The organism is Bacillus sp. 2205SS5-2, assembly GCF_037024155.1.
In the GTDB taxonomy this organism is placed as follows: domain Bacteria; phylum Bacillota; class Bacilli; order Bacillales; family Bacillaceae_K; genus Bacillus_CI.
The window spans coordinates 21,726-48,641 of sequence record NZ_JAYKTS010000023.1 but is presented as its reverse complement, the minus strand read 5'-3'; the positions used below and the strand labels follow the sequence as shown (position 1 = coordinate 48,641).

Annotated in this window: 27 protein-coding genes; 5 read left to right on the top strand and 22 right to left on the bottom strand. The window is 36.5% G+C overall.

What is annotated here, in order from left to right:
• Window positions 1-643: 643 nt before the first annotated feature.
• From U8D43_RS15000 to U8D43_RS14990, 3 genes are all read right to left on the bottom strand, one after another.
• On the bottom strand, window positions 644-2,821 hold the full coding sequence (locus tag U8D43_RS15000; RefSeq protein WP_335871996.1) for an MMPL family transporter: 2,178 nt from the start codon (window positions 2,819-2,821) through the stop codon (window positions 644-646).
• Between the two features lie 154 nt (window positions 2,822-2,975).
• Window positions 2,976-3,434 (bottom strand): SRPBCC family protein, encoded by a 459-nt coding sequence (locus U8D43_RS14995; protein ID WP_335871995.1) that lies wholly within the window; start codon window positions 3,432-3,434, stop codon window positions 2,976-2,978.
• 526 nt (window positions 3,435-3,960) lie between these two features.
• Window positions 3,961-4,206, bottom strand: a complete 246-nt coding sequence (locus U8D43_RS14990; RefSeq protein ID WP_335871994.1) for a hypothetical protein — start codon at window positions 4,204-4,206, stop codon at window positions 3,961-3,963.
• A gap of 469 nt (window positions 4,207-4,675) precedes the next feature.
• On the opposite strand from U8D43_RS14990, the gene U8D43_RS14985 reads away from it, so the two are divergent.
• Window positions 4,676-5,149 carry a hypothetical protein gene (locus tag U8D43_RS14985; protein ID WP_335871993.1) on the top strand — a complete coding sequence of 158 codons (474 nt, stop codon included), beginning with the start codon at window positions 4,676-4,678 and terminating at the stop codon, window positions 5,147-5,149.
• Window positions 5,146-5,634 (top strand): hypothetical protein, encoded by a 489-nt coding sequence (locus U8D43_RS14980; RefSeq protein WP_335871992.1) that lies wholly within the window; start codon window positions 5,146-5,148, stop codon window positions 5,632-5,634. The genes U8D43_RS14985 and U8D43_RS14980 overlap by 4 nt, the downstream gene beginning before the upstream one ends.
• A 309-nt stretch (window positions 5,635-5,943) precedes the next feature.
• Here the strand turns inward: U8D43_RS14980 and U8D43_RS14975 are convergent, their stop codons facing one another.
• The 10 genes from U8D43_RS14975 to U8D43_RS14930 form a co-directional block, all read right to left on the bottom strand.
• Window positions 5,944-6,552: an SCO family protein gene (locus tag U8D43_RS14975; RefSeq protein WP_335871991.1), complete on the bottom strand. Its 609-nt coding sequence runs from the start codon at window positions 6,550-6,552 to the stop codon at window positions 5,944-5,946.
• Between the two features lie 98 nt (window positions 6,553-6,650).
• Window positions 6,651-7,448 carry a type II pantothenate kinase gene (coaW, locus tag U8D43_RS14970; protein WP_335871990.1) on the bottom strand — a complete coding sequence of 266 codons (798 nt, stop codon included), beginning with the start codon at window positions 7,446-7,448 and terminating at the stop codon, window positions 6,651-6,653.
• On the bottom strand, window positions 7,445-7,744 hold the full coding sequence (locus U8D43_RS14965) for a hypothetical protein (protein ID WP_335871989.1): 300 nt from the start codon (window positions 7,742-7,744) through the stop codon (window positions 7,445-7,447). The genes coaW and U8D43_RS14965 overlap by 4 nt, the downstream gene beginning before the upstream one ends.
• A gap of 203 nt (window positions 7,745-7,947) precedes the next feature.
• Window positions 7,948-11,082 carry an AAA family ATPase gene (locus tag U8D43_RS14960; RefSeq protein ID WP_335871988.1) on the bottom strand — a complete coding sequence of 1,045 codons (3,135 nt, stop codon included), beginning with the start codon at window positions 11,080-11,082 and terminating at the stop codon, window positions 7,948-7,950.
• On the bottom strand, window positions 11,079-12,224 hold the full coding sequence (locus U8D43_RS14955) for an exonuclease SbcCD subunit D (RefSeq protein ID WP_335871987.1): 1,146 nt from the start codon (window positions 12,222-12,224) through the stop codon (window positions 11,079-11,081). The genes U8D43_RS14960 and U8D43_RS14955 overlap by 4 nt, the downstream gene beginning before the upstream one ends.
• Window positions 12,225-12,531: 307 nt before the next feature.
• The gene (locus tag U8D43_RS14950; RefSeq protein WP_335872012.1) at window positions 12,532-12,651 is read right to left on the bottom strand and encodes a YvrJ family protein; all 120 of its coding nucleotides are present in this window, start codon (window positions 12,649-12,651) and stop codon (window positions 12,532-12,534) included.
• A 17-nt stretch (window positions 12,652-12,668) separates the two neighbouring features.
• The gene (locus U8D43_RS14945; protein WP_335871986.1) at window positions 12,669-14,477 is read right to left on the bottom strand and encodes a recombinase family protein; all 1,809 of its coding nucleotides are present in this window, start codon (window positions 14,475-14,477) and stop codon (window positions 12,669-12,671) included.
• A 111-nt stretch (window positions 14,478-14,588) separates the two neighbouring features.
• Window positions 14,589-15,242 (bottom strand): replication-relaxation family protein, encoded by a 654-nt coding sequence (locus tag U8D43_RS14940; RefSeq protein WP_335871985.1) that lies wholly within the window; start codon window positions 15,240-15,242, stop codon window positions 14,589-14,591.
• Window positions 15,196-16,341 carry an FtsK/SpoIIIE domain-containing protein gene (locus tag U8D43_RS14935; protein ID WP_335871983.1) on the bottom strand — a complete coding sequence of 382 codons (1,146 nt, stop codon included), beginning with the start codon at window positions 16,339-16,341 and terminating at the stop codon, window positions 15,196-15,198. Before U8D43_RS14935 ends, U8D43_RS14940 begins: the two co-directional genes overlap by 47 nt.
• Window positions 16,342-16,509: 168 nt before the next feature.
• Window positions 16,510-16,692 carry a hypothetical protein gene (locus U8D43_RS14930; RefSeq protein ID WP_335871982.1) on the bottom strand — a complete coding sequence of 61 codons (183 nt, stop codon included), beginning with the start codon at window positions 16,690-16,692 and terminating at the stop codon, window positions 16,510-16,512.
• 132 nt (window positions 16,693-16,824) lie between these two features.
• Here U8D43_RS14930 and U8D43_RS14925 point away from each other — a divergent pair, with 132 nt between their 5' ends.
• Entirely contained in the window at window positions 16,825-17,028 is a 204-nt protein-coding gene (locus U8D43_RS14925) for a helix-turn-helix domain-containing protein (RefSeq protein WP_335871981.1), read from the top strand.
• On the top strand, window positions 17,025-17,252 hold the full coding sequence (locus U8D43_RS14920) for a hypothetical protein (RefSeq protein ID WP_335871980.1): 228 nt from the start codon (window positions 17,025-17,027) through the stop codon (window positions 17,250-17,252). Before U8D43_RS14925 ends, U8D43_RS14920 begins: the two co-directional genes overlap by 4 nt.
• 12 nt (window positions 17,253-17,264) lie before the next feature.
• Here the strand turns inward: U8D43_RS14920 and U8D43_RS14915 are convergent, their stop codons facing one another.
• The 4 genes from U8D43_RS14915 to xerA form a co-directional block, all read right to left on the bottom strand.
• The gene (locus U8D43_RS14915) at window positions 17,265-17,948 is read right to left on the bottom strand and encodes an N-acetylmuramoyl-L-alanine amidase (RefSeq protein ID WP_335871979.1); all 684 of its coding nucleotides are present in this window, start codon (window positions 17,946-17,948) and stop codon (window positions 17,265-17,267) included.
• A 2-nt stretch (window positions 17,949-17,950) separates the two neighbouring features.
• The gene (locus U8D43_RS14910) at window positions 17,951-18,148 is read right to left on the bottom strand and encodes a phage holin family protein (protein ID WP_335871978.1); all 198 of its coding nucleotides are present in this window, start codon (window positions 18,146-18,148) and stop codon (window positions 17,951-17,953) included.
• 12 nt (window positions 18,149-18,160) lie between these two features.
• Window positions 18,161-18,415, bottom strand: a complete 255-nt coding sequence (locus tag U8D43_RS14905) for a hemolysin XhlA family protein (protein WP_335871976.1) — start codon at window positions 18,413-18,415, stop codon at window positions 18,161-18,163.
• A 62-nt stretch (window positions 18,416-18,477) separates the two neighbouring features.
• The gene (gene xerA, locus U8D43_RS14900; RefSeq protein ID WP_335871975.1) at window positions 18,478-19,467 is read right to left on the bottom strand and encodes a site-specific tyrosine recombinase/integron integrase; all 990 of its coding nucleotides are present in this window, start codon (window positions 19,465-19,467) and stop codon (window positions 18,478-18,480) included.
• Window positions 19,468-19,591: 124 nt separating this feature from the next.
• Here xerA and U8D43_RS14895 point away from each other — a divergent pair, with 124 nt between their 5' ends.
• On the top strand, window positions 19,592-19,771 hold the full coding sequence (locus U8D43_RS14895; RefSeq protein WP_335871974.1) for a ribbon-helix-helix domain-containing protein: 180 nt from the start codon (window positions 19,592-19,594) through the stop codon (window positions 19,769-19,771).
• A gap of 390 nt (window positions 19,772-20,161) precedes the next feature.
• On the opposite strand, the gene U8D43_RS14890 is transcribed toward U8D43_RS14895, so the two are convergent.
• From U8D43_RS14890 to U8D43_RS14870, 5 genes are all read right to left on the bottom strand, one after another.
• Window positions 20,162-20,992 carry a DUF6236 family protein gene (locus tag U8D43_RS14890; RefSeq protein ID WP_335871973.1) on the bottom strand — a complete coding sequence of 277 codons (831 nt, stop codon included), beginning with the start codon at window positions 20,990-20,992 and terminating at the stop codon, window positions 20,162-20,164.
• 108 nt (window positions 20,993-21,100) lie between these two features.
• A complete protein-coding gene (locus U8D43_RS14885; protein ID WP_335871972.1) occupies window positions 21,101-23,782 on the bottom strand; it encodes a M14 family zinc carboxypeptidase in 2,682 nt (893 codons plus the stop codon).
• Window positions 23,782-23,943: an XkdX family protein gene (locus tag U8D43_RS14880; RefSeq protein ID WP_335871971.1), complete on the bottom strand. Its 162-nt coding sequence runs from the start codon at window positions 23,941-23,943 to the stop codon at window positions 23,782-23,784. Before U8D43_RS14880 ends, U8D43_RS14885 begins: the two co-directional genes overlap by 1 nt.
• Window positions 23,944-24,315, bottom strand: coding sequence for a hypothetical protein (locus U8D43_RS14875; RefSeq protein ID WP_335871970.1), 372 nt, complete (start codon window positions 24,313-24,315; stop codon window positions 23,944-23,946).
• A 13-nt stretch (window positions 24,316-24,328) separates the two neighbouring features.
• Complete coding sequence (locus U8D43_RS14870) at window positions 24,329-26,911, bottom strand: phage tail protein (protein WP_335871969.1); 2,583 nt, start codon at window positions 26,909-26,911, stop codon at window positions 24,329-24,331.
• Between the last annotated feature and the right edge of the window lie 5 nt (window positions 26,912-26,916).

The following is a 26,916-nucleotide window of genomic DNA, read 5'->3' as shown; positions in this document are numbered from 1 at the left end:
CAAAGTTTGTGACTTTTCGGATCCGTTGATTATCTATGATATAGGTTTGTTTTGAGCACAATTTCGTCTTATTTTGATTGAAATCAAATATGAAATGGAGATTTTAATCAAACATCAGATGAATTAGCCGCAATGTATATGAGAAGAAGCTTTATTAAAGGCTCTTTTCATATACTTTGTTGCTCTTGACACAAAGAAAATACATGCAGTTGGTTTTTTTCGATTGATCTCTTCCTTTTTATCTAGAAATGAAGAATTTTTCATTAGGAAGAGAGCACGAAGTCATACAAGTCAAGGATTCCTTCTTATTCGAAAAGCCACAATCTTTGCGAAAACAGCCTTATTAAAAGGATTGATATTTACCTCAGATACGTCAATCCTGGGGAAAAAAAATACTGAAATAATTAGTAAACATATTGAATACTCACCTCATTTGAAGAACTATTATCAATAGACCTAATCTGGAGAAAAGGAGAAAAAGGAGAAGTGTTCCCCTTTTTATGCTACACCATGGTGAGTACCTGTCATATTAGTTGAATAACATTTGATATAATGACAAAAACGCACCATGCTTAAATGCACCGTGCGTTTTTGTCTGCTAAATGGATGGGGTGTCAGCAGTCAGGACTATTCGAACCTGTTTCTATTCAGATGCCTCTTTCAGCTTCACTTTCTCGGATTGATTGAATTTAAATCCGAAAAACCACCAATTCCAATTGCCAAGTAATTTCATTAGAGCTGGAACCAATATCATTCGAACAATCGTTGCATCGATAAAGATTGCTAGTGCAATCCCGACACCCATTTGCTTAACTGGCATTACCCCTGTAAAAGCAAACGCACCGGTTACGACAATCATGATGGCGGCTGCAGAGGTAATAATTTTACTCGTTGACGTTAAGCCTTTAATAATCGCTTCATCATTATTTTGGGTTTCTAAATACACCTCATGAATTCGGGAAATCAAAAAGACCTCATAATCCATCGATAAACCGAAAACTAAGCTAAATACAAACACAGGGAGAACTAAAGCAATATCTACAGAAGGTAATCCAAAATGACCACCTTGGAAAATCCACACAATCATTCCGAACGTCGCGCTTAAGCTCAAAATATTCATGATAATCGCTTTTAGCGGAATAATCAGCGAACGAAACGCGACTGCTAAGATGATAAAAGTTGAAATTAGAATTAGCGCGAGTCCATAAGGCGCCTTATCAAATATTTCTTGGAATATTTCTTGTTCGAATTTAAGCTGCCCACCAAAGAGAAGATCAAACTCGCTGTTTTTTTCAGACCACTTTTTCACCCATTCGTACCCTTCTTCTTTTTCAATATTGGGGTCTAAGTAGACACTCAATAACACTTTATCTTCTGAAAAATAATTATCTAAAATAGGGGTTAACGGATTATTTTCTACTTGCTGGCTTACGGAAACGAAGGTTTCAGCATCAGCAATATTTGCTAGAGAAAACGGTGATTCGACCGTCTGAACTAAAGGATCCTTTTCAAATTCTGAAATCAATGCTTGTAACATTTCAAGATTGGCAAGCGAAAGCATTTCTCCGTTACCCTCGGCCACGATTTCAACCTGTTTCTCTACACGTTTATTCTCATCAATGAACTCCTGTTCAAACGTTTCAAAGGCTGTACGGGATTCATAGTTTTCCGGTAGGGCATTGGTTGATGGAATAGCTAAATTCATCTCGCGGAGAGGAATTAATGCCGTAACAAGGACGGCTAAAGACAGGAGTGCCATCACGATTGGTCTCTTCATAACAACTTTCGCAAACCTTTCCCACGTACTCGATCCATCTTTTAATTTAAAGATGCGAAGAGCATTAATTTTCGGGCCGACCATCGATAATATCGCCGGTAAAAAGGTGAGTGCAGCTAGCACAGATACTAAAACGACCGTCATCCCCCCTAAGCCCACGTTTTGAAATATATCGATTTGAATAAACATTAATCCAAATAAACCAATAAATACACATAAACCTGAAAAAATGATGGAACGCCCTGCTGTAGCTATCGTTACCTGAATCGCTTCTTCAGTTGACTTTGTTTGAATTTCTTCTTTAAATCGATTAATTAAAAGCAACGCAAAATCAATACTTAAGGCCAAACCTATCATTGGCACAATATTTAAAATAAAAATCGATAAATCGGTAGCATAACTGAAAAAATACACAATCCCCATCGTCATCAAGATTGAAATGACCCCAATCACAAGCGGGATACTTGCTGCTACTAAACCACCAAATGCTAAGATTAAGACGAGCAGGGCAATTGGCAGTCCAATGGTTTCAGCTTTAGCTAAATCTTCTTGACTGGCTTCATTTAGATCCTTAACAATTACCGGCTCCCCAGTCATACTCACCTTAACCTGGCTAACCGACGTTAGTGTTTCTGATAACTCTTCAATAGTATTCGTCAATTCACCTGGTACTTCATTAAACAGGAGTAAACCATAAGCAAAATTCTCATTTTTCATACCTTCCTGCATAAAAGGAGTCACGACTTTTTCTACTTGCTCATTTTCTCCTAGTGTAGATAACGTCGAAGTAATGCTCCGTCCAAACTCTTCCTCTGATAGCTGTTGCTCATTTTCAAAAAGAACAATGATGGAAGAAGCGTATTGACCAAAATCTTTCTCAAGGACAGTCATTGTTTGCTTAAATTCACCATCATATTCAAATCCGTTTCCACTGAGTACAGAAGGTAGTTTCATGGCAAAAAAAGCAAAAAAACCAATCATGAGTACCCAGAGAACAATCATCCATTTTCGATATCGATACATCATACGACCAAACCGGTTCATATTATTCACTCCCTACATCTCTATCTTAATGAAATTAGAAAAGAATGCAATGAATAAGGAGCAATAGAATTAAATTATTTCCTCTAACCTTAACGATTCTCTTTGAAAATCTACTCTGTTTATTCTAGATATGTAAAAACCTAGAGTGACCCCACTACAATGGGTGGCCACCCTTAGTTTCATTTACTCTTTTTGCTAAGGCTGATTGTAACTGTTCTAGCTGCCGTCCATCCGTTTTTTTGATTGCAGCAGAGATAATTGGTGTTAAGAGTTTTGACATTCCCTTTGCCTTGCACTTCACATGCAAGGTAACGACTGTATTCCGATTTTCTGCAGAAAAATGATATGTATAGTCGGCTTGGAAATTTCCTTGCTTCGAAGTCAAGGTCACCTTATTATTTTGCACATATTCGGTCACTTTGGTTACATGATCCTTGCCCCTGGTATGAAAGGTAAAAATGGTACCTTCTTGAATAGGTCCACTTGTTGTTTTTTCAATCGAAGAAATACCAGCCATCCATTCAGGAGCATTTTTTTCCATATCAATAAAATAACTCCAAACTACATCTGGGTCTAGATGAATGATGACACTTTCTTGAAAAATATCTCGCATTTTCCTACCTCCTCATAATATAAGTGATTGAAATCAATCATAATATTCTATTCACCAAATATTACTTCATTTGGTACTAAGGTATATACCTAAAAAAGACTTACTTTCTTCTTTAACACCCATTCGTTCATAAATTAATGCTCTTCTTTTATACATTGGGGCTATTTCAGCAGATTTTTGACTGCATCCTCCATTTCACAGTTGATTCCATCAAAAACAGACGAAATGATGCCCGGAACAAAACTATATCATAAATGATTAACGGATACGAAAAGCAACAAACTTTGCGAAAAAAACTAAATTTAAGATCAAATAACAATAAGATCGACTCTTCTACTCAATTTCATAAAGCCTATATATCGCCAGTAGGATCCAACATGTAGTTGAATTAAACCGTCTTCAACTATATGTTGGCATGCTTTGGATAGTTAATGACCTGATGAAATTGACTCAATCAATAGAATATTTCCGCTTAAAAAAAGTCCTATAAAAGGACTTGAAGAATAAATATTTGTTTCCTTATAAATTATAACCGGAAGAATATTTGAAATAGGATAAATGAAACTCCCGCAATCACTAATGATAAATACGTTATTAGCACGGAGCCTTTCACCTGCTGAAGATCATTTCCTAATCCAATAACCGATTGAGAGCGAATGTAATTACCAGGAACATATCTCCGAACCAATAATATGTTTCGCCAAAATTCTAAACAGCTCTTCATGGCAAAAAAGATAACGGTCGACACAAGTAAGCCTACGAGAAAACTCATCCAATCCCTCCCTTTCGATTTACCAAGAATAAACTGGGATCTCTCCCCTCACCTTTTGAAGGATATTCCTAATACCTCTACCTCATAATTATCAATTCGCTCTTTCTTACCATTTTCCTTTTTTCTCAATAATTTTTTCGTGAAAACTCCTTTAATTTTTTCACTTTTCGGTAGCAAAGCATAGGTACCTAGACCTAAACACTTATCTAACTCCCAAAAATCTATTCAATTCTTATATAAAAACTGTTTCTGCAAAGATTGTTGCTTTTCTCAGGAATATTTATTCTGCTAATAAGAATAGTCTATAGGCATCTTTTCGTCTGTTTTTGCTGATAGTCAGCAGGGAAATGGAGGAATCAATCGAAAATTTGCTGAAATACCCTCAATGTAAAAATACGAACTTTTATTAAAGAATAATTCTTATTCAGATGAACATAGTAATTAGTAGGAAAACTCTAGGAGTGATACTATGGCCTTTGCCACTTTCTTCTTTTTGACTTGGATAGCCTTCGCCATACTTTTTTTAATGAAAAACAAGCTTTCTTTTCTAGAATACACCTTTATCTATTTAGTCGTTCTAATAGTGAATATTAATTTTTCATGGATTATAGGAGAGGAATTTAAGTGGATTAAAAGCACGAAAGAACCCATTGTTTTTGTGGCCCTTCTTTTTCACCGAATTCTCTTATTGCCTTTAATCATTCTGATTTCAATCAATTTAATGAAGGGCTTCAATCGAACGCTATTAAAATTCATAGTGGCCGGAGGATTCATTTTCTTTTTAGTTGTGACAAGCGGACTCGTTGTTCACATGCATCTTGTTACCTATGAAAATTGGACCTATCTTTATGATTGCCTTTATTTTGTCAGTCTCCTTTTCATCGCAAATGGAAGTTATCGTCTCATCCACCCTGCTCGTCAAGGAGAGGTGAAATCAGTATGATATTATGGGAGAATTTCAATTTAAATGAAATATATGTGATGCTACTTCTATTCATAGGATTCACTGCTTATGTTATCGTTCCGTCCGTGTTGCCAAAGGCGACAACACTTTTATTTCTTGTCTGGGGGTTTGCGATTTCCACGATATTTGACTTTACCATTGGCGGAGGTCTGATAGATTTTTACAAAGTTAATGACGTTAATTCGTATGAGCTAACCGACCTACTCTCTTATTTCGCTTTCGCACCGTTTAGCTATTTTTTTATTTATTTATATGAAAAATTTCTCCATTCTCGTACATCAATCGTACTATATATTTTGGGATGGACCATGACTGGACTATTAATGGAGAAATTATCAACATCAGTAGGAGCGATTCACTATCAGCACGGCTATGTTTTATGGTACTCTGTCCCTGTTTTTCTTGTTGTGCTGACCTCTACCGCTCTGCTTTATGAGATGGTGAAAAAGTATGATAGGACCTAATTAATCAATTTGAGAATCATTAGATAGAAACGTGGAGATGCCTGGGGCTAGTATACATATATAACTATCTTTCTAAATGATAAAAAGAAAAAACACCAGCAATGGTGTTTTTTCAAGAAGGCCATCTTCGCAAAGGTTGTTATGTTTTGAACCAGAATATAAACGATGATATAGCATTATTTCCGGGTCATTTTCCAGTCTATTTTTGATGTCAATCACTAGTAAAATGGAGAATTTCATTTAAAATTAGACTAAATAGCAACATTGGATACGAACCTAGCCTTCATGAACAAATTATATCACTTATAATTAATCGACATCCACAGGTCCAGATTTAATTAATTGCTTTACATCAGAAACAATTAAATCAAATTCTACTTCATCATCGCCACGGTAGCTTTTCACGATCGTTCCGTTTTGGTCAATTAGATAAAATCGAGTGGCATGTATGACTTGATCAGATTCCGGATCATCTTGGACGATTGTTTGAAATGATTCTAACGCTAGCTGAGATACCCATGCTTGGTCATATCCAGTTAGAAGACGCCAGCTGTCCTCGTTCGCATCATACTTCGAAATATACTCTTTCAAAATGTCAGGAGAATCCACAGCGGGATCCACACTAAAGGAAGCAATCTGAAAATTAGTGACGTCGTCTTTCACTAACATGTCTTGAATTTTGGCCATATTAAACGTCATCGGCGGGCAAACCGTTGTGCAATTCGTAAAGATAAAGTCCGAAAGTGTTACCTTCCCGTTCAAATCTTCCCTTTTAAATGCTTCACCGTTTTGATCGGTAACAGAAAAATCATTTATTGTCTTTTTCATGTCTGGATGAAAATCACCATTGCTGCAGCCTGCTAAAAAAAACAAACATGCTATAGTGATAATACTAATTTTCTTAAATGTACTTATCAAATCCCTTACCTCCTCCAAAAGACAACTTGGTCTCTGGTTTCATTCCTTATATACTATCTTAACCTCATATCAAACTCAATGAACAAAATGTGAAATTATTAATTCCCTAGTGACAATGCTCCTCTTGCCCCAGCGAACTCCCCTTTATCTAAAAAGACAGCTTGGTAGTTTAGCATGGTTTCAAATCTTGAAAGAACTTCTTTCAAAGCTTGATTTTGTGTTAGCGTTGATCCCACAAATACTATCGTCGATTGATTGAATTCCCTCGCTACTCCATTAGCTAATAAAACGATTGTTTCACCAATCATATTTACGAGAGCTGCGGCAAGATCTTCAATTGACATCGGGTAAGAGGAGGCTTTTTCAAAATTGCTGGCGGTTAAATCACCAGAGATAGGAGGAATTTCTGGAGCATACAAGTCTGCAACAACAAGATCGCTGTTTTTACGTTCTCCACTTGATGCTAAGTTTACTATCTCTTCAAAAGAAGAACCTCCAGTCAATACTCTCCCTAACCCCATCAAAGTTCCTCCCCCGATTCCGGTACCCGAAACCCGTTTTTGATCATCATGATCGACAAAGAATACAGAGGTCCCAGTCCCAATGCTTACCAATATAAATGGAGGTTTTCTTTCTTCTTTCTCAGCTAATAGCAGACGTGCACCTTCTGCCATCGCTGCAAATTCAGGTACGAAATGGACATGATTTAATTTACGGGCGAATTTTTTTGCATTTCCACCCGTCAAAATATAAGTAGCATCTCTAGCTATCACATTGAGCCAAGACAACCATTGTTCAGACTCCGCAACTGGAAATGATTTGTAATAGAAATGTTCATTTTCCTTATACGTTATTTTCGCAAGCGTCCCACCTGCATCGATCGCTATCTTCTTCATAGACGTTGATCTTTCTTTACTTTTTTGTCAAATATCGACTTTAAAATAGAACCATTCACAAATAAAATCACTAAAAAGGCAATGAAGTAATACATAATTCCTGCGATTCCTGCTGCCTTATCCTCTTGAACAAAGAGATACCAAATGCAACCCAAAGTAAAAATAATAAAACTGAGGATCGTACCTTCGATATGTGGCTTCCGATACGAATTAAAATCTAGTAACCGGTGCCAACTCCATGAGAACGATGCTACTGCTATAATCGGGATCAAACTAAAAAAAATTAAAGTATTCATTTCTGTTACCTCCCCCAACTATTTTTCAGATGTATTTCGATTAATCACTTCATACTAGAACCTATTCATATTCAAGCTATCCCCAAACTCGCGGAAATTTTTTTCACAACAGTTTCATTTATTCTCCTTATTACTTTATGTGAATTGTAAGAAAAATCCCAATTGGTAACTAACTTTGCTAAAACAGCCTTCTCTATTGTTAATTAATTCAAAAATTCAAATCTGGTCGTGCTTCCAACTTGTGTTGTCTCAACTTCTAATCTGGCATCAATTCGTTCTTTCAGCTCTGGTACGTGTGAAATTATACCGACTAACCGACCACTGCTTTGAATATCCATTAACGCTTCGATCGCCTGATCCAATGATTCCGGATCTAACGTACCAAATCCCTCATCGATGAATATTGTTTCAAGTGAAACACCACCCGCATGCTGCTGTACCACATCTGCTAAACCGAGTGCAAGCGCAAGCGATGCTTTAAAACTTTCACCACCAGACAATGTTTTTACATGTCGCTCTTGTCCAGTATATTGGTCAAACACTAATAGCTCTAATCCACTTTGAACATTGCCTCTAGCACGATCTGTTTTTCGCAAAAGCTGATACCTTCCTGACGTCATTTTTGTTAATCGTCCATTTGCTACTTGGAGAATTTCGTCTAAGAAAGAGGCCAACACATAGCGCTCAAACGTGATCCGATGTGTGTTTTGACCGCGAGAAATTTCTGCTAAGTGTCCAATCACTTGGTACGTCTCTTCTAGCTCTTTCAAACTTTTATTCATTTCTAATACAGACGATTTAATGCTTTTATTTTGTAACAGCATTTGCTTCATGTTCATCATATCCTGGGCCAATGTCTTCAGCTTTTCTTCCATTAGTGAAAATTGTTCTATCAGCTCATCAATCTTAGACCGGACTTTGCCATTTAATGTAACATTTAAGACTTCAACTTGATCTCGAACCGAGCGCTTTTCTTCGCGGAATTCACGAATTTCAACTTCGATTTGATTTACTTGCTCGTCGGTTCTTTTGGCAGAAGCATACGCTTTATATCCTTGAAACCCTTCTCTCTCTAGCATTTCCTTAAATACATCTCGCTCTTGAGTCAATTCCGCAAATTTTCCTTCTTGGTTAGACCGAGCATCAGACAGTCTCGCTTTCAAAATAGAAAGCGACTGCGTAATCTGTTGCCGTTTTTCTTTCGCATCTTCAAATTCCTTTAACAAACGATCTTGATTTGCCGTTGCTTTTCGAAAAGTAGCTTGAAATGCCTCTAGATTTCGAAGGTTCTCAGGAACTTTTTTCTCTAATTGGTCAAACGAAGCCTTTTGCGTTAAATACTGGGTTTTCAGGTCTTCGAATTGCTTTCGCAGTTCCTCCCGCTTTTCCTCTTCTTTCGTTACAGCTTCCTTTAATTGCTGAACTTCTTTTTTTTGTTGCTCAAACTGCTGAATCTCCTGTTTCACCTTCATCTGCGAAACCTTGAGGTTGTTCATTTCTTCATTTGCTTGATTAATCAATTCCTTTGTAAACTCTGGTAAAAAAGAAGCGGTTTGGTCTCGTATGTCTCGTTCTACTTCCTCCATTCGTGTTTCAAGAGCCGTTGAATTGGATTGAAGAGTAATCCATTTCCGTTCTACATTGGACGTTTCTGCCTCTTGAGAAGCAATGGTCCTCTTAGCCTCCGTTAATTCTTCCTCACTTGGAAGCTCTGTTTCATCGATATTCGGATGTGGATGATCTGTCGAACCACAAACTGGACATGACTCATTCTCTCCTAACCCTTTTGCAAGAAAACTGGCTTGCGCTTGTTTCCACTGATTCTCTAGAAATTCCAACGTTCCTTTATGATCCGCCAATATCCCTTTCTGCCGCTTTAAATCCGCTGAATACTTTTGAATCTGGCTCTTAAGTACTTGGGATTCTCCCTGCAATTGAGAATACTGGGTTAGTCGTTTTCTATATTGATCCTGTTTCTCTCCTTTTCTTTCAAGCTCAATTACGGCAAGCTTTAAATCTCCTTCGTTTTGAAGAACGTTTTCCTTCACTTGAAGTTTTTGCGAGATTTCTTGTATGTATTGATCCTTTTCTTCTTGAAGCAAGGTGAATTGATTGATCTTTTTTTCAAGTTGGTCTGTCCTCGCTGCTTGCAAGGCATATTGAGCGACATCATCCCCTAAGCTTTTTAAATAATGAACCTCTTCCCTGGCTTTTTCGCGATTACTTTCTTTATTCACCTGTTCTTGATACCTAGTTTCCGCTTTGAGCTGAAAGTCTTGACTTCTTTTCTCTTCTTCTTGAAGCTCTAGCACTCTCTTTTCAATCACATTCAAATCATTTTTCATTCGTAAACACAATTCATCTTGCTTTTGTATCACTGCCGCTTTCGTTGCAAGTTTTCTTTCTTCTTCTTTTCCTAAGAAAATTTCGTTCATTGCTTCAAGTTCAAGAAGGCGTGTTTGGAGTCTTTCTCGTTGATCAAATTGTTGATTGGTATTTCTTGCTTCTACGATTTTCTGTTGAAGATGATCCCGATTTTGTTTCATAAGCTTGTTCTCTGTTTCCGTTTGACTATATTGAAGCTCCATCTTTTTTAGTTCATTTTCCAATAAAGATAGAATTTCCCGATCATTAAGATGTTCCGCCTGCAAGCTTTCTTCTAGTTCCTTCACATGAGAAACGATGATGTTTTTCAATAAACGAGTCCGCTCTTGAATGGAATGTTCCACTTGCTGCTTCAGTTCACTTGCTTGTAGCTTAAGTTTTTCTTGAATTTCCTTATAAAACTCTGTATGAAATAAGCGCTGCAGAATCAGTTCTTTCTCCTTACTATCAGACGTTAATAGTTTTCGAAAATCACCTTGCGGAATCATGAGAATTTGTCTAAACTGGTTCGCATCAAGTTGAATGATTTCACTGATTTTTTCATCTGTATCCCGCACTGACGCAGCAAGCAACTCCTTTTCACCATTTTCGTGAAACTGATAAAGTTCGGCTTTCGCGTTCACCATTCGATAGCCTTCACCGCGTTCTTTCTTTTTCTCTTGTTGTGGAGAGCGGTGAATCTCATACTTTTTCCCGCGCAGGCTAAACACTAATTGCACTTCGGTTGAGATATCCTCTTTTGCAAATTGGCTCCGTAACTCTGTACCAATTCGATCTTCTCCACTCGCTTTTCCGTAAATAGCAAACGAAATCCCGTCAAAAATGGTCGTTTTTCCTGAACCAGTCTTTCCTGAAATCACAAACATTGTTCGGCTCTCCAAAGCAGTAAAGTCGATTTTTTCTACGCCAGCGTACGGGCCAAATGCTTGCATGGTAAGTTGAAGGGGTTTCATCTGCTTTCCACCTCTCTTTTCGCTTGTTGGATAATATTTGTCATCGTTTGTTTCTTTTTATCAGTAAACCTTTCGGTCGTCATTTCTTCATAGAATTGCTGAAATAAATCTAAATCCGATTTTTTCCGATCAAACGATGCCGAATATACTTTTTTTTGTTTGGCGTTAATATGTTCAATTTTCCGTTCCAAATGAAGAACATTCGGATAGACCTGCCGTAATTTATTTATGGGATCAAAGAGAGACCCTTGATCGAGCAAAGTGACCTTTAAAAAATCATCCACTTTCTGAGATTGAAAGAATGATGGGGATAGGAGTTCTTCTAAATGACCTTCAATTTCTCGCATGTCTCTTTTTGGCTGTAGGCTTCTTTCTTCTCTCGTAAACGAGCCCTTGTCATCGAATTCGATAATTGAAACACTTTTCCGTTGCTGTGCTTCTGAAAAAGAATATTTAAGCAGTGAACCTGAATAACGGACGGTTTGATGCTGAATAGCATCTGGACTATGAAGATGTCCGAGTGCTGTATAAGTAAACGGAGCAAATAATTCAGCACCTACACACCCTGTTCCCCCAACCGAAAGAGTTCGTTCTGATTCTGTTTCTTTTCCGCCCAGAACAAACGCATGGCCCACGAAGACATTGGTTTCATTTGGATTTAATGACTCTTCTATTTTTCCAACAATCGCTTTCATTGCATCATGATGTGATGAAATACTATCATCTTGAAGTATTTGCTTCACTGTACCAGGTTCAGCATAGGGAACCCCATAAAAATTTACTCCCTTAATGTGAAATGGTGTAAAAGATTCGTCCAGTTTTCCTTGTAAATAAAATTGGTTATGCTTGTACCAGGACGAGCCGAAGTGAAGACGTTCAGCGGAATCATGATTGCCTGAAATCGCTACGACGGGGGTTTTTAGCTCCACATTGATTTTAAATAATACTTCATCTAATAGCTCGACTGCTGCAGTTGGCGGTACGCTTCGATCATACAAATCACCAGCAATCACTACTGCATCAGGCTTTTCTTCTTGAACCAATTCGACAAACTGCTTCAATACCTCCCGCTGCTCCTCCGTCATATAAAGTCCATGAACGAGCTTTCCTAAATGCCAATCCGCTGTATGAATAATTTTCATTTAATCCTCCCCTTTTCTCATGTTTCTCTTGTTTCTCTTGTTTCCTATTTTACCATGAGAACGTATATTCCTTAAAGAATGAATCACAATGGGCAAAACTAAATACGAGATTTTTTCCCTCTTCCTCCCCTTTCGAAAAGGAAGAAAAGAACAAAGTCGATGATTCTACCTACATTCTTTACATTTGGTGTTTTCATATGTATACAAAAAAAGCCAAAATCCTCTATTTCAAGGTTTTTGGCCATGCCTTTTCTATAAGCAATTTTTCTGTGCTCTTATTTACTTTCAGTCATCTGGATTGAATTTTTCACCCATTTAATTTATCCGGTAAGGTTTGGATGGATGTAATCACATCTTCTAGCTTCTTTTCGATTCGGTGAAGCAAATAAAGTGTGACAATAATCGGGAAACCAACCTCTGACGTTATTGGCTACAAAGTCAATGTTATTCCTTCACAAGTCTCTTATATTTTTCATCTCTTTCTTCCTGATCTTTTTTTATTATTGCATCAACCTCTTCTTGGGATACGCCATCTCTCAAAACATAAGCATTTTCTGGGATTCTAGGTTTAATATTATTTGGTAATTTAATAGTATAATAAATTGCTGGGGGAGTAATCTTCTTTATTTCCTCATTTTCTCTAGAACTGTCTAGAAGAGTGATAGCTTTATTCACCGTCTGCTCAAATTTGAAAACAACTTTTAGATCAGCGTTTCTGTATACGTGTGAAATTTCAATCTTGTCGATTAAATCAACTATTTCTTTCTTTTCAAAAACTTTTTTAATTTGAATGTTTTGTAATTCTTTTATTCTTTTATCGATGTTTAATGTATGAGCTTTGATTTCTTCAGCAGGCATTGACAACTTAAATTGTGCATTTTCGATAATTTCTATTTCTTCATTTATTTCCTTTAGTTTTTTATCAAGCGTCCCCTTATTGATTGTGTCCTCTAAGTACAAACTCAATAGTTTTTCTTTTTTATTGCTTAATTTTTGAATGGATTTTTTATTTTGAAAATACTCAGGTGGTGTTTCCTCTTCAGCTTTTTTAAGTAAATCTAATTTAAGATTGGTCAATAATTCAAGGCTTTCATTTTTTTGGTAAAGAAAAAATTTGTACATTAAGCTTTTGCAAATTCTGTCAATCAAATTATCGATTTCTTCTTCTTTTATGTTTGGATAGTCGCATTCCGTGATTCCAAAACGCTTTTTAGTCATACAGTTCAAAAAATAGGCACCATTTGCACTATTTCTTCCGTAAAATGCTCCACAATTACCACAAATAATTATATTTGAGTAAGTTGTATTAGCGTGTTTTACCCCTCTAAATTTCCCAGTCTTACTCCCTCTGCTTTTTCTTAACTCTTGAGCCTTATAAAACATTTCTCTTGGGATGATGGAAGGGATTAAATTTTCATGGACAATCCATTCTTCTTCCGGTCGATATTTATACGTTGCATTTTTATTTAAAACTGTGCCGGTGTCATATCTAAAATACACCATGTCACCACAATATTTTTGATTCGAAATCATCCTTGTGACTGTAGAATTCCCAAAAAACTTACCTGCTCGTGTTTTGTGTCCTTGTTTTTTGAGCAGTTGTGTTATTCTCCTAACTCCCAACTCTTTGTTTACATAGAGGTCAAAAATGTATCTTACAATTTTTGCTTCTTCTTCAACAATTTCCACTTTTTGCGTTTCGGCAATGTACTTAAAGCCAAATAAGTCCCGAGAAAACTTAATTCTACCCTTTTTAGCACTCTCCTTTAGACCGAACCGAACTTTTTCTCCTCGATCTAGACTTTCCTGTTGAGCAAAATTTAGTAATAAGTTCAAATAAAATTCATCCGATTCTTTTGAAAGTTCAAGGCCCTGATTAACAAGAACTAAGGATACACCTTTTTTTACTAAGCTGCGGTAAAGTGGAATGATGTCCATATTCCTTGAAAATCTAGAAATGTCTTTTATTAATATTTTTCTAAATTTGGAGTCTCGCTTGTTATCTGCATCGAACTCGTAATTGTTCTTTCTTTTTTCAAAATCTATCCCTGCATCGAAAATCATCTGCAAAAATTGCTCTCTCTTTTTTAAGCTTACCCCACTGATCCCTTCGTCAGCATAGATATTTACTATCTCATACTTTTTATCATCTTTCATGTTTTCAAAAAACTTCTTCTGATTTTCAAAACTATTTTTCTGATCATCGGAATTTGTGCTAACACGACAATAAGCTGCGACTTTAGTTTTATTCATAGCTTCTCCTTTTTTTGGGAATCCTATTTTATATTAAGACTACGACATAATCAATGTTTTATCAATTGATAAATAAAAAAGGAAAGCCTGATTAAAGACTTTCCAAAACTTCTAGTTTATCTCCCCAAAAGTTCTAACCTCATGCCTAATTCCTTTCTTCTGCAGCATCTCCGCAAACTTCTTTTTTCGTGTATCTGTTGTTGTATAAACACACAATATCGGACAAGCATTGTTAAACTGATCTCGAATTTTCGGTATTATTTCAGCATACTTTTCCACCTTCTTTTGATTCTCCAGCATCGTTTGCATATTGTCTACCTCAATGAAATAGACATAGCCATTCTTTGCGTATACAGCGTCTGCGACTACTTTTAAACTATTCGCTGGTTTCAATCCACTGACTTGAATTGCTTTCAGATTAAGGTTTTTTTGCTTACTCTCCAACCTACATTCCACTCGCCAATCACGAGGACATTGACAATACAAATACACTTCATTCCTCAGTAAAGTGTGCTCTATAATTGGGGACTTCTTTATCTCCTTATTTGATCCAATTAACTCTCTTCCATCTTTATTTAAGTAAAATATTTTTTGCTTATTGTAGTAGGTTTGATTTAAAAATGGTGACAATGTATCACTAATAATCCTTGCTGCGTTACGATAGCTTTTTAAGTCATGTATCTGCATCAACTGTTTAATCGTAGCCACTCCCAACAAGTCAATTGTGGTCAATAACTTCTCGATTCGTTCCTGTTTGGATATCATCAACTTTCGCCTCCTCCATCATTTTAAACATCATCTTGTCATCGATATATGGCGCTTGCACAATTCTATTTTTCTCAATTTTATAGATTGCTCTGCCAGGTATAGCAGGTAAACTCTCTGCGCCAATCTCATCAAGTAATACTCTACTTGCTATTTGAGCTGCACAAACAAACGAAACACGAGCGACAATGTTCATTTTTATTTGCATCGGAACAGCCTCTTTTGTCGGATATTGCGTTCCATACACTAATCTAACACCAAGCCCACCAGCGATCCTTGCAATTTCTGAGAGCGCTGACTGACATGCTTCAGCATATTTTTTCTTTTCCCCTTGAACAATTTTAGGGGATAATTCTGCTCCTTCATCAACTATGACAAAGATTCTTTCCTTTATTGGAGAGTCCACAACATTAGTCCAACCATTTTGTTTAAATAATTTTTCTCGCTCTTTTACCAGATAAATTATTTCATCCAGTAGCGAAACTGCTTCATATACATCTGAAGCTACACCTTTGACTTGAGGTAAGCCGAGATATTTTGAGAACTCAAGACCACCTTTAAGATCGAGAAAGTAAAATTTACTGTTTGCAGGTTGATTTATCAAAAGTGTGTTAAAAATGTTCTTCATAAAAACTGTTTTTCCAAATCTTGTGACACCTCCAATTAGCATGTGAGGGTACTTGTCAAAATCATGGTATAAGATTCCCTCATGATTTTTTCCAATTGGTACTTCCCAAGTTTTCTCCCTTATCAATCCTTCATCGTATTTCCACTTGTCAGGGAGTTTATTTTTGTATGCACGAATCAAAAGAATCCCTTTATATTCAATGTCTATTTCTTTTTTTAAAGCCTCACAGATTGCGATTTTAGCCACTTCAACCTTGTCAGAAGGTAAGCCGTTAGGTAATGAGTAACTGTAGGTAGAATGGGTTTCTGATTGCTTTTTATTTCTCAATTTAGGGTACATAATTGACTCACCTTTTTTTATACAAATATCCATATTCTCGAACACTTCATCTATTTTCTTTAAATCAGTTTTTTTACTAGGAATGAGCGCTGCTCCAAATGCTAAAAATGGCAAAGCTAATATCTCCCACATTGTACAACCTCCTGTTTTTTTTGATGAGAAACATCGGAAAAAGATATGTTAATAGACATATCAGTTGCAAAAAAATTGAAGACTCATGGACAAGGCTGGTAATTGATAATAATGAGGTTGAAGACTTCATTGTATTTTTCACAAAATGAATTTGTCATTGTCCTCGACTTAGAAGAATAGTTTGCTAAGTTCATTTAATAGCCAGAAGATTGATCCAAACTTCACAACCTCCATCACAAGCCTCAGCATATCCTCATTTATACTTAGTCCTGCTTTCTCCAATAAAGCAATCAATATCAAGCTTCCGCCGAATCCAGAAACAAGAGCCATTCCTAACGAAAATATCCCCATTTTGCTCACTCTCCTCTTCTTCGTATAATTCAATGTATGCAAAACGGAAATTATATTGCCTGTACTATCTAATTTAATTTTCTAAAAGGAGAAAATAAGATGTATGTAGAATTTTTAAATTAGGTGATGACGATGAAATTAAAAAGCAATATTGAAAAGTTAGTTGATGAAAGTGGATTAAAAAAGAAATTTATCGCAGAGAGATTAGAGGTAAGTGTAAAACAATTTAGGAATTATGAAACAGACCACAGTTTGATACCTATTGACAAAGCCTACATATTGGCAGAATTATTAGATTGTAAGGTTGAGGATCTGTACCAAAAGGTGAGCGAATGAAGAATTACATCATTGATTTATATTTTATTGTGGCAGAAAACAAAGCAAGGATGTCAAATCAGATTCGCTGTAGGGAGGATAAACTACATGAATTAGTGAGGAAGTGGATCGAGGAAGTGCAACAAATGTTTCCAAAAGAAGTGAAAATTGTGAAGGTTATAATAGATAACGATAAGAATATTACAGAGCAAATAAAAACTCCTCACGCTCGACTAGGAGAATGAGGAGTAAGTATATTATTCTTCAATAATAAAAGTCTTGAAGCCTTTACTTTCTGCTGACTTAGCAAGTTTCTCTGCATTGTCTCTGTTTCCAAATGCACCAATTTGTACTTTGTAAAGTTTTTTCGGTTTAGGTTTTTTCTTCAAGCCATAACATTCTACAATCCCTTTCGCAATTGCTTCACCTGTTGCTTTGAGGTATTGCTTATCACGTAGCTTTTTGATGTCTGTTCTAGAGTCCATAAAAAATGATTCGCACAGTACGGCAGCGCAATTTTTTGTCTCACGCAAAACGTGAAAGTCAGCCTCTTTCATGCCACGATTCTTATTCTTAGTGGCTTTAATAAGGTGTTTGTGAATGGCTCTCTGAAGTTTTTCACTCTTTGGATTTCGCCCTATGTAACTAAACGTCTCCATCCCCTCATGATTGTCCCACTCAAACGAAAGAGCGTTATTATGAAACGAAACATACGCATCAGCACCAAAGGCATTACTCTTGTCTGTTCGCTCTTTTAGAGGTATATCTCGCTTCCCTGTTGGATCATCTACCCTTATGATTTTAACTCCTTCGTATCGCTGTAAATACCTCTCACAAGCTAGTAATTGCTGATTATTAAATGACCACTCATGCTCTCCATCAGGTGTTCTCTTACCTGGAGTTTTTAGTGAGTGTCCAGCGTCTAAAACTAATTTAACCATTACTATTCTCCCCCTTTATCCTTCAATCCTTTGCCAAGTGAAGGGTTATTGATAACTCCAAGTAAAACTAATATGTATAAAATCTTATCAACATACACCTCATACTTATCAAGAGAATCCACCAAGTTTAAATCAATCAATGCAAGTCCTCCAAGTGATGCAACAGCAGTCCATAGCACATAATTTTTTAATCTTTCCATGTTCGCAACCTCCTAGTTTGTTAACAGCCATACAGTCACACCTGCTGCTATAGTCACAACAAGACTAACGATTCCAACAATGCCTGCGTTTGCAAAGGAACGTCTTAGCCAATCAGTGTTTGTTTTAATTGATGACAAATCCTCTTTAATGTCACTAATGTTTGACTCCGCTACAGCAAGACGAGTTTTAACATCATTGATATCCTTGTAGTAATCGTGTTTAAGTTGACCAACCTCAGCTTCGATTTTTATTAATTGTTGCTCCATGTGCATCACCTCCTTAAAAAACCAAAAAAAAATAAGCGTCCTATTGGACACTTCTCTCACTTTTACATTACTAAATATTTCTTATGCTGCTCTCGTTTTCTTTCCTCTGTGATTCGTGCATATCTCAACGTAGTATCAGGGCTTGTGTGACCAAGAAGTTCCTGAACAGCCACAATCTCAGCGCCATTATTTAATGTTAAAGTAGCGAACGTATGTCTAAATATATGTGGACTTACTTTAGTTTTAATTTGAGCATTCTCTGCGATAATATCTACTTCTCGCTGAACTGTTCTATTTTTTGGTCTGCGATAAGGTTTTCTCAAAGTAACAAATAAGGACTCACAATCGTCATGACGAGTGTTTAAATATTTACTAAGGTGATACATTGCCTTATGTGACAAGAAGACCAATCTTTCCTTGTTCCCCTTCCCCAACACTCTCGCACTCATTTCCTGATAATTAATATCACCTTTATTTAAGTTAACAATTTCACTCAATCGGCAACCAGTTGAGTATAAAACTTCAACCAACGCTCTTTGTCTTATCGTCTCACATGACTCTCTAAGCATCTCTAATTCTTCTATTTTTAGTGATTTTGGCAAACCTTTTTTAGTTTTAGGTGCTTTTAGTTTAGCTGTTGGATCTCGGCCAATATACTCTTCTTCTTTTAGCCATCCGAAGAAGCTTTTTAGCACATATAATTTGCGCCCCATTGTACTCATTTGAATGCCTTTTAATTCACCTAAGTATGTACGTATATCTGCAGATGTAATGTTTTCGGCTTTCTTAGTAATTCGCTTTGAGAAGAGGTGCAGCTCTAGATCATAGCCTTTTATTGTTTTCGTGCTAGAACCTTCTAGTGTTTTTGTATTTAAAAACAGATCAATTTTATCATTGAGGTCTGGATGAGTTTCTGTTTCTTCGACTCTGGTTGTGTGATAATCGCTCATCAAAAGAGACAGTTCGTTTTTTGTTCTTTCCACATCAATGGGTGTTTTAGTAGATATGTATTTTACCAAATCAGTAATTAAGTATTCGCCGCCATCATACATTTTACTCATCCCCTCTTCATTATATAGGTTATATAACTTATATAATGATTGTAAAAGTATTCTGACTACTTGTCAACTACAAGTTATATAACTTATAATACTTATAGAAAGGGTGTGCTTTTAGATGGCAGTAGATAAAACTAAGAACAAACAAGTGCTAGTGACCTTTCCCAATGAACTACTTGAAAAAATCACTGAGTATTGGCACGAAAACCAAATTCCGAATCGAAATGAAGCAATCAGAGAATTAATCATTGAAGCATTAGAGAAAGAAGTATTAGAAAAAGAGGAGAAATCAGGTTAAACTGATGCTCCTCTTTTTTTGTTTAGCTTTTCGCTTACCCATCGTAACAGGTTCGTTACATTTAAGACAACGGATACCGTCTAGATTATTATGTGTATCTATTATCTCCCAATCACAAAATAAACAATAGCAACTTTGCTTTGGAAATTTGCTCATTTTTCCCACCTCCAATAAAAAAAGAGAGCCGATAAACAACTCTCCGTTAGTGTTCTATGTTTTCTGTATGAATACTTGGACTTCAAATTTCCAAAAACCGAAATTACACACATGTTTTCCTCGTTTATCATAGTGGTACATTGGTTTCGGAATTCTTATCCCTATATATTTTTTTGAGAAGAGATTGTATAAATCGAGTGTAAAATTCATGTTAATCTCCTTTCCGAAGCTTATTTATTTCAATTCTTGATTAGCGTAAAATAAATAAGCAAAATCTTTTAATTCTGTTGGAATTCCTTTAGGTTTCAATAGCATCTCTGTATTTAGTTTTATTGAAGACGCCAATCCTAATGCTGCGCCAGTAGTGACTGATACCCCTAATTGTGAGGCTCCAAAGGCTCCGATGGTCGTATTCCTTATTAAATCACCTACATCAAAACGCACTTTTAGATTGCTCCACAAAACTTTTCCAATTGACTCATTCATCGTCCTGCTTATAGCATCAACTTGTCTATCAATTTTATGCAAATGAGTCTCAATTGCTCTTTCGGAATCACCAGCCTTAAGTATCTCTTGAAATATACCGTCCAATAACAATCGAAACTCTAACAATTCATCATTTCTTCTTTCTTTAAAGGTTAAAATATCTTCAAATGAAGACTCTATTGAAGGAATTGGTAAACTATTATAAAGGCTTAGCTCTATACACCTATCTAATACTGTTTCTCTTGTTGGAATCACAAAATTAATTCCTTCTTGTGCTAATGACCAACATCCTCTTTCAGTATCATTGTTTTTTCTCAAGGCAGTTAATTGAACTTTTAAGTGTAAATCTGCTACTTCTCCTCCTCCCCTTACGTGGAATCTAGATCGCTTTAATACACCAGCGTTTTCCAAGAATTCTAAATCTGGAGAATTGCCAAAACCTATTATATTACTCTGAGGAAAATCTATTTTATCCCAATATAACAGGTACTTTCTAAGTTTTTCTGGTTCAATTGTTCCATTTACTGAGATACTATTCTTCCCGATGATTTCTACTGGAGATACTACAATCCCTTTCATAGTTAAATACGCCTCCTTTTTTATTTCTATTCAATATTAAAGGAGGCATTACCTTCTTTTTACAATTTCTTTATACGCACTACTACACAATTGTGTCCGACTATGACATTATTTTGTTATTTCTTTAAGATTAATCAATAGCCAGTTCGCTAATGCTTCCACGCCTGTTTTACACATATTTTGGTCATAAGGTACGGAGTTAGTGTCTAATACCCACTTCCAGCAAATTTCAAATGTTGCTGAATATTTGATGCCGATTGATTGAGCATAATTTTGAATCATGCCTTCTCCTTTGGTGTTTGCATATCCAGCAAAATAATTTTCGGGTATGAATGCAAACTCTCTTTTCCATTTTCTTGTTAATCGGCTAAACAAGGTTTGCGCCATATGTTGTACATAAGAGCCAGATGCTGTCGGAATCCACAGAAAATAGTTTCCGTTACTTTCAGTGTGGTAATTATGAAAATCATACATAAAATTTATGTCTTTATGATTGTCGAACACAGACTTAATATATTGGGTTTCCAGTTCACTTAAAGGCGCTGAACCTCCGTAGGTGCTTGTTCCTGATGTTCCTTGTACCCACTCAAAAGGAAAATTACGATTTATGTCTACTCCGTTTACATTCGTCCTAGTAAAAGCGTTCCAACCGCTAGGGTTAGCTACAGGAATAATAATAAATTTTACATTGAATCGGAGTGCTTCAAGTAGTGGGTCAGTGTTCCACTTTTCACACATTTGTTTAATCAACAAATAAGTAGATAATGTTGAAGCCTTCTCATTTCCGTGAACTCCGCAAGGAAGAAACAATTTTGGTATTTTGGTAGGCACATCAACAGCAGGGAGAGCAGGTGTTAAATAGTATGCGTATATTGGTAAGCCGATAGAATCATTTCCTAACAATTCTTTAGTAATATAGTTAGGGTATTGTGACATTAGATTATCGAACATGGTATATACATCATTAGCCGAAATCGTTCCAAAAGTCGTATAGTCAGGAAACGTCTCATTTGTATTGTAAGTACCATCTACAGACACATCTATCATAAAACGGTCTGGGGGGTCTATGATACCTTTTTTAAGCAGAATATTTAAGCCAGACAATCCAGTATCATTCTTGAATGTACTGTAAAATTCTTCGTAAGGCAGTAGAGTGTTCCCTTCATTTATCTGACGAGGTTTATTGCTATTATTAGGTTGAAAATGTACTCTAATATATTTCGCATTTGATGGAGTAGTCAATGTTTGCCCTGAATAACTTAACAATGGTCTACTTATAAATTGCTTATTAGCGTCATAATAAGCAACATTTAAGAAACCATAGTAAGTGTATTCTTTTGAAGGACTGACAATAATGAAATCAGATGTATCATAAGCACTATTTGCAACCAAAGAACCATCGGTACTTGAAAGGTTAAAGCCTCTAGTTATTGTTTTGATGTCAAAAATATTGGTTGATCTATTAATGAAGTTTGTTTTTTCGAAGCCTATTTCTTTTTCTTTAACGTGCTTGCCTTCAACGATTCCCTCGCTTAAAGTCGCAGCATTAACTTTTTCTATATAAGGAGTGAACCATTTCTCGTAAGCTGCTAGAGTAGAACCTTCGTTCACTTGTCTATTTAGTACGACTCCATGTTGAAAACTAAGTTTTACAAAAGCTACTCCACTTGTAATAGTGTGCGTATAAGTAGCGGTTGCCCCACCTGTATCACTTCTACTAATAAACTGCTTATTAGAATCGAAACGACTAAAATGGATAAATCCATAAACGGAATAGGCTTTTGCTACCTCAACAGGAATAAAATCTGTCATTGAATAAGAAGGTGAAGAAACTACATTCCCACTCAAATCTAAATAAATCCCTTGTGTAACTGTATTTTGGTTAAATAAGTTACTTGATTCTTTGATAAAGCTAACTTTGTCCGTACCTATTGATTTTTTAGAAATACCCGTGCTTTGATATGTCCCACCTGCTGTCCATGCCGTTCCGTTCCAGTAATACCATTTTCCATCAGCGGTTACAACATATACACCTGTTGTTCCGGTAGGGAAAGCGGTTTGCAATGCTGATAAGGTTGTGTATGTTCCTTTTGGAGATCCGCTGACTATTTGAGCGACTTTTGAATCTACTTCTGCTTTGCTCGCTGTATGGGCCAACTGTTCAGTAAGCACGTTGTAGTCGTCATCGAGTCTCGTCTTCAAATTAAACTTGTCTACACCGTTAGCATCTACTGCAGCTTGAGCAGACATAGCGTCCGAATCTGTTTCTCGATTCACAATTAAATCAAGTTGTGTTTGTACATTGTTAGCAGTGTCTTCCGCTTGGTCAGCAACACTCTCTGCATTATTTGCTGTTTCAATTGCTTGGTCAGCAATGGATTGTAATTCAACTTTCTTTTGTTCCACATCGTTTATAAAATAATCTAATGTGTAGCTTGTGAGAGTTGTCCCGATGGAGTCTAAATTCTTCTCAATAGTAAAACGGTAATACCCTTGATTGGGAACAATATTTGTCTTTTCATCTGTATCTGTGATATGCACTTCCAATTGCATATCACCGAATCCGGTAACATCGCCCTCAGAAAATGAGAAAGAAAAAACACCCGTTTCTACATCGAGTGTTGGAGTAAGCTCTAATATTTTCCCTTTCGCATTAGCGATGATAACTGTGACTGGATTGTAGTCATTCAAGTCAACTGGTGTTCCCTCATCAACCACTTTCAATTCAAAAATTGCCTTTGTATCACCTTGTTTGACTGACGTAAAACTATGTATATTTTCTAATTCCATTAATTCCCACCCCCATATTCTTCTCCTGTGATTTGTTCGTATTCAGCCACAGAAATTTTATTATATTGGACAAACAATGCGACATCCCCTCTTGAATAAATCAATTTGTCATAGTAACGCTTTACAGTAGCGAAATAATCAATACTTAAAGTTTGTTGCAATCACAACACCCCTTTCCTTACTAGCTCCATTATTAATGCAGCATAATCTGATTCTGTTTGATTTATTGCAAAATCTTTTATCATCGAATCCATTATGAGTTGAGCATTTTCTTCTTGTAACAGAAATAGCTCATCTTCTTTTTTTATTTTTTCTGATCGAAAGTCATCTATTGCTTCTTGCAGTGCGTACTCGCTCAAATATTTACCAATTTTAATATCATCAGTGTTATTTACAATTAAAAAATCTCGCTTGAGACCAGTTAATCCACCGTTCTCCCACGAGATGCTATCATCTTCTATTTCGACTTTTTTTAGATTTGGAAATACGTCTAATATCTTTTCGTTGTCATCATAAATAATCAGTTGTTTCATCAATGTCACCTCATTAAGAGTAGGTTATTTCCAGCGTTGCGTTCTCATCGAACTTTGCATATTTATCTCCGGCAGTGCTTGATGTGTATATCGCTATTCCTTGTGCAGTTCCGTTTTCAAATAAATCGTGGAATGATTCTGGCAAAGTGATCCATTTTGACTCTCCCCATGCAAAATTTGCTGTCATTGTTGTACTCCCAATAGATGGATTTCCGCTTGGCCTGGTTGCATAATTATGAGTGCGAAATGTCACCTGAACCCCCGTTGAGTAGCCGCCTTGATTTAATCTAGTTGGTTTAAATCGAATCTGTTTGATTGTTTTACTTTGGACAGATGACTTTACATCAGAGCCGAAAAACCAGCAACCTTCATATAATCCGTAGCCTGCATATTTTCCTTGCAGTACCATGTTGTTAAAGGTGTCGTCATCCCAGTAGTTAAAGTCTAGGCGATAAGTAGCAGAATCTGTTCTTGAAGACCATTGCTTTGTTGTTTCTGGTGGAGGTGGAGGTGTATACGACCCTCCATCCGGAGTAAAAGTAAAGTCAGTAATACCTCCTGCATCATTCCCAGAAGTTGCAGAATCACCTATTGGACACGTACCGTACCCTTTCACCGTTCCACTGTAGGTGTACGTACCATACGAATTTGCATGGCCTTTGTTATTATGTTGCATAACTGTTCCACCATAGCGAGCGCAAATAGCCTTGTTGCAATCATAAAACTCACTGTCAAACACCTGGACAAAAGCTCCCCAGTTAACATCCAGATGAAAAGAGGTGTTTCCTGTTCCAAATGATTTTACGCTGTCAATTCGTGCTTTAGCTCCATCAGCAATGTGGATGTTTGAGTAAGTATTGTTACCATAGTGAGTAAAATTGTTAATGCGTGTCATCACTGTGTTTTTTGCAACAAATATTCGCCCATTGACGCTTGGATTCCGTGTCTCACCGTCCACATTGATAGTTCCATCTCCTAAAAATCCAGTTACACTAATATCTTCATTAAAAGATCCCGCTAGGATGATATTGACAGTTCCACTAAAATAAGTCGGGATTCTGCGCATTGCTTCACTGATTGTTCGAAGTGGACTGTACCAATCATTTCCTGTGTTTTCATCGGACGGCGAAAAGCCACTAATCACGCTATAACTTGCAACATATAAGTTCCAAGTTCCAACATTTCCTCCATTTTTTACTACGGTGGGACTATCCAGATTTGCAACATACAAATCACTAAAGCCACCACGCTCAGCATCTAAATCAGCAATAATCTCCCCTTGCTCATCTTGCACTTGGAATTTTCCGTTTGTATTATTAAGTCCACCTAATAAAAGTGTGCCACCACGAATGTAATCAGCTAGTAGATATCCGATAGCCCCTGCCGATAAATTAAAGCCCTCAGACGTAATCGCCTCGGTAAAAGTTTGACCATTATTCCGACTAATTCCTACGCCGCTGGAATTCAACAGTACGAGTAAATTAGGATCATTTTTATCTCTAAGTATTAAACCATTACTAAATTCAACCTCTGTCTGAGCAGATTGTAGCGCTTCTGTGGATCGTTGTACTTGAGCATCCAAAAACGAAAATTTAACCTTACCAGTATCATCCGTCATGTTGCTCAATTTTTTTTGCTGACTAGCTAGTTTGGAAGACATGCTTTGACGAACATTCCCAAGAGTCACCTTGGTTTTAATTGGTTTTTCAAATTTATCAAATTCCTCATCTACTTCAAGAATCCTTATTTCTATATCAAGACTCATCGGCTCATAAATCAAAAACACATCATCGCCCTCATCAGGCACATCGAAAGGAAATCCCGCATTTCTCAAGTCGATAAAATCGATAGAAAATGATATTTCTGGTGCATCAACTAGAACAGTTTTCAACTTGTTTAAGAGTTCTGTTTCATCTGTAAACCTTTCGTCTCTTATAGGCTTAGCATGTTTTATACCGATTTTTGCAGCGTTGGGAGAAGTGTATGTGACATGGAGTCCATCTTCTCCAAACCCCTCTATATATGTACTTAAATTACGTGTGCTCCCCGATGTTGACAACCCTTTAATGTTGTACTTATATCGAAATTGGAAATCGCTTTGTCGGCCAATTTTTTTCTTTATTGTTATATGATTGCCATTTACTTCAAATTCGGCTTCATATCGTTTCATCACTTCAACGAACATGGAATGGCGATTACTATCTCCAAAATTTTCAAAAGATTGAGCGTAAAACACACCTTCAACAGAGTAGGTGTATCCTGTACCATTCAATACATAATCTAATGCTTCTACAAGTGTAAAAGAGCCACTTTGCACTTCATAGCAAAAATCATCTACCAATCCAAAAAATGAATGAGTTGCTACCACATCTTTTCGAAAACTGTCCCCTTTCCCTTTTTCCTTGAGATTTTTTACAATGTAATCATCTCCATCAAACGTAATTATTGACTCATGTTGTACTAAATCGAAAGAGTGTTTGTTTTCTTTACATGAAAAAAGAGAGAAACGTATCGTCCTCTCCCCAATTTTGCGAGTACGGCCTAGTTTATTAAAACCTAGCAGTCTCTCAGTTATTCCATTTTGACTTACTTCCATCCATC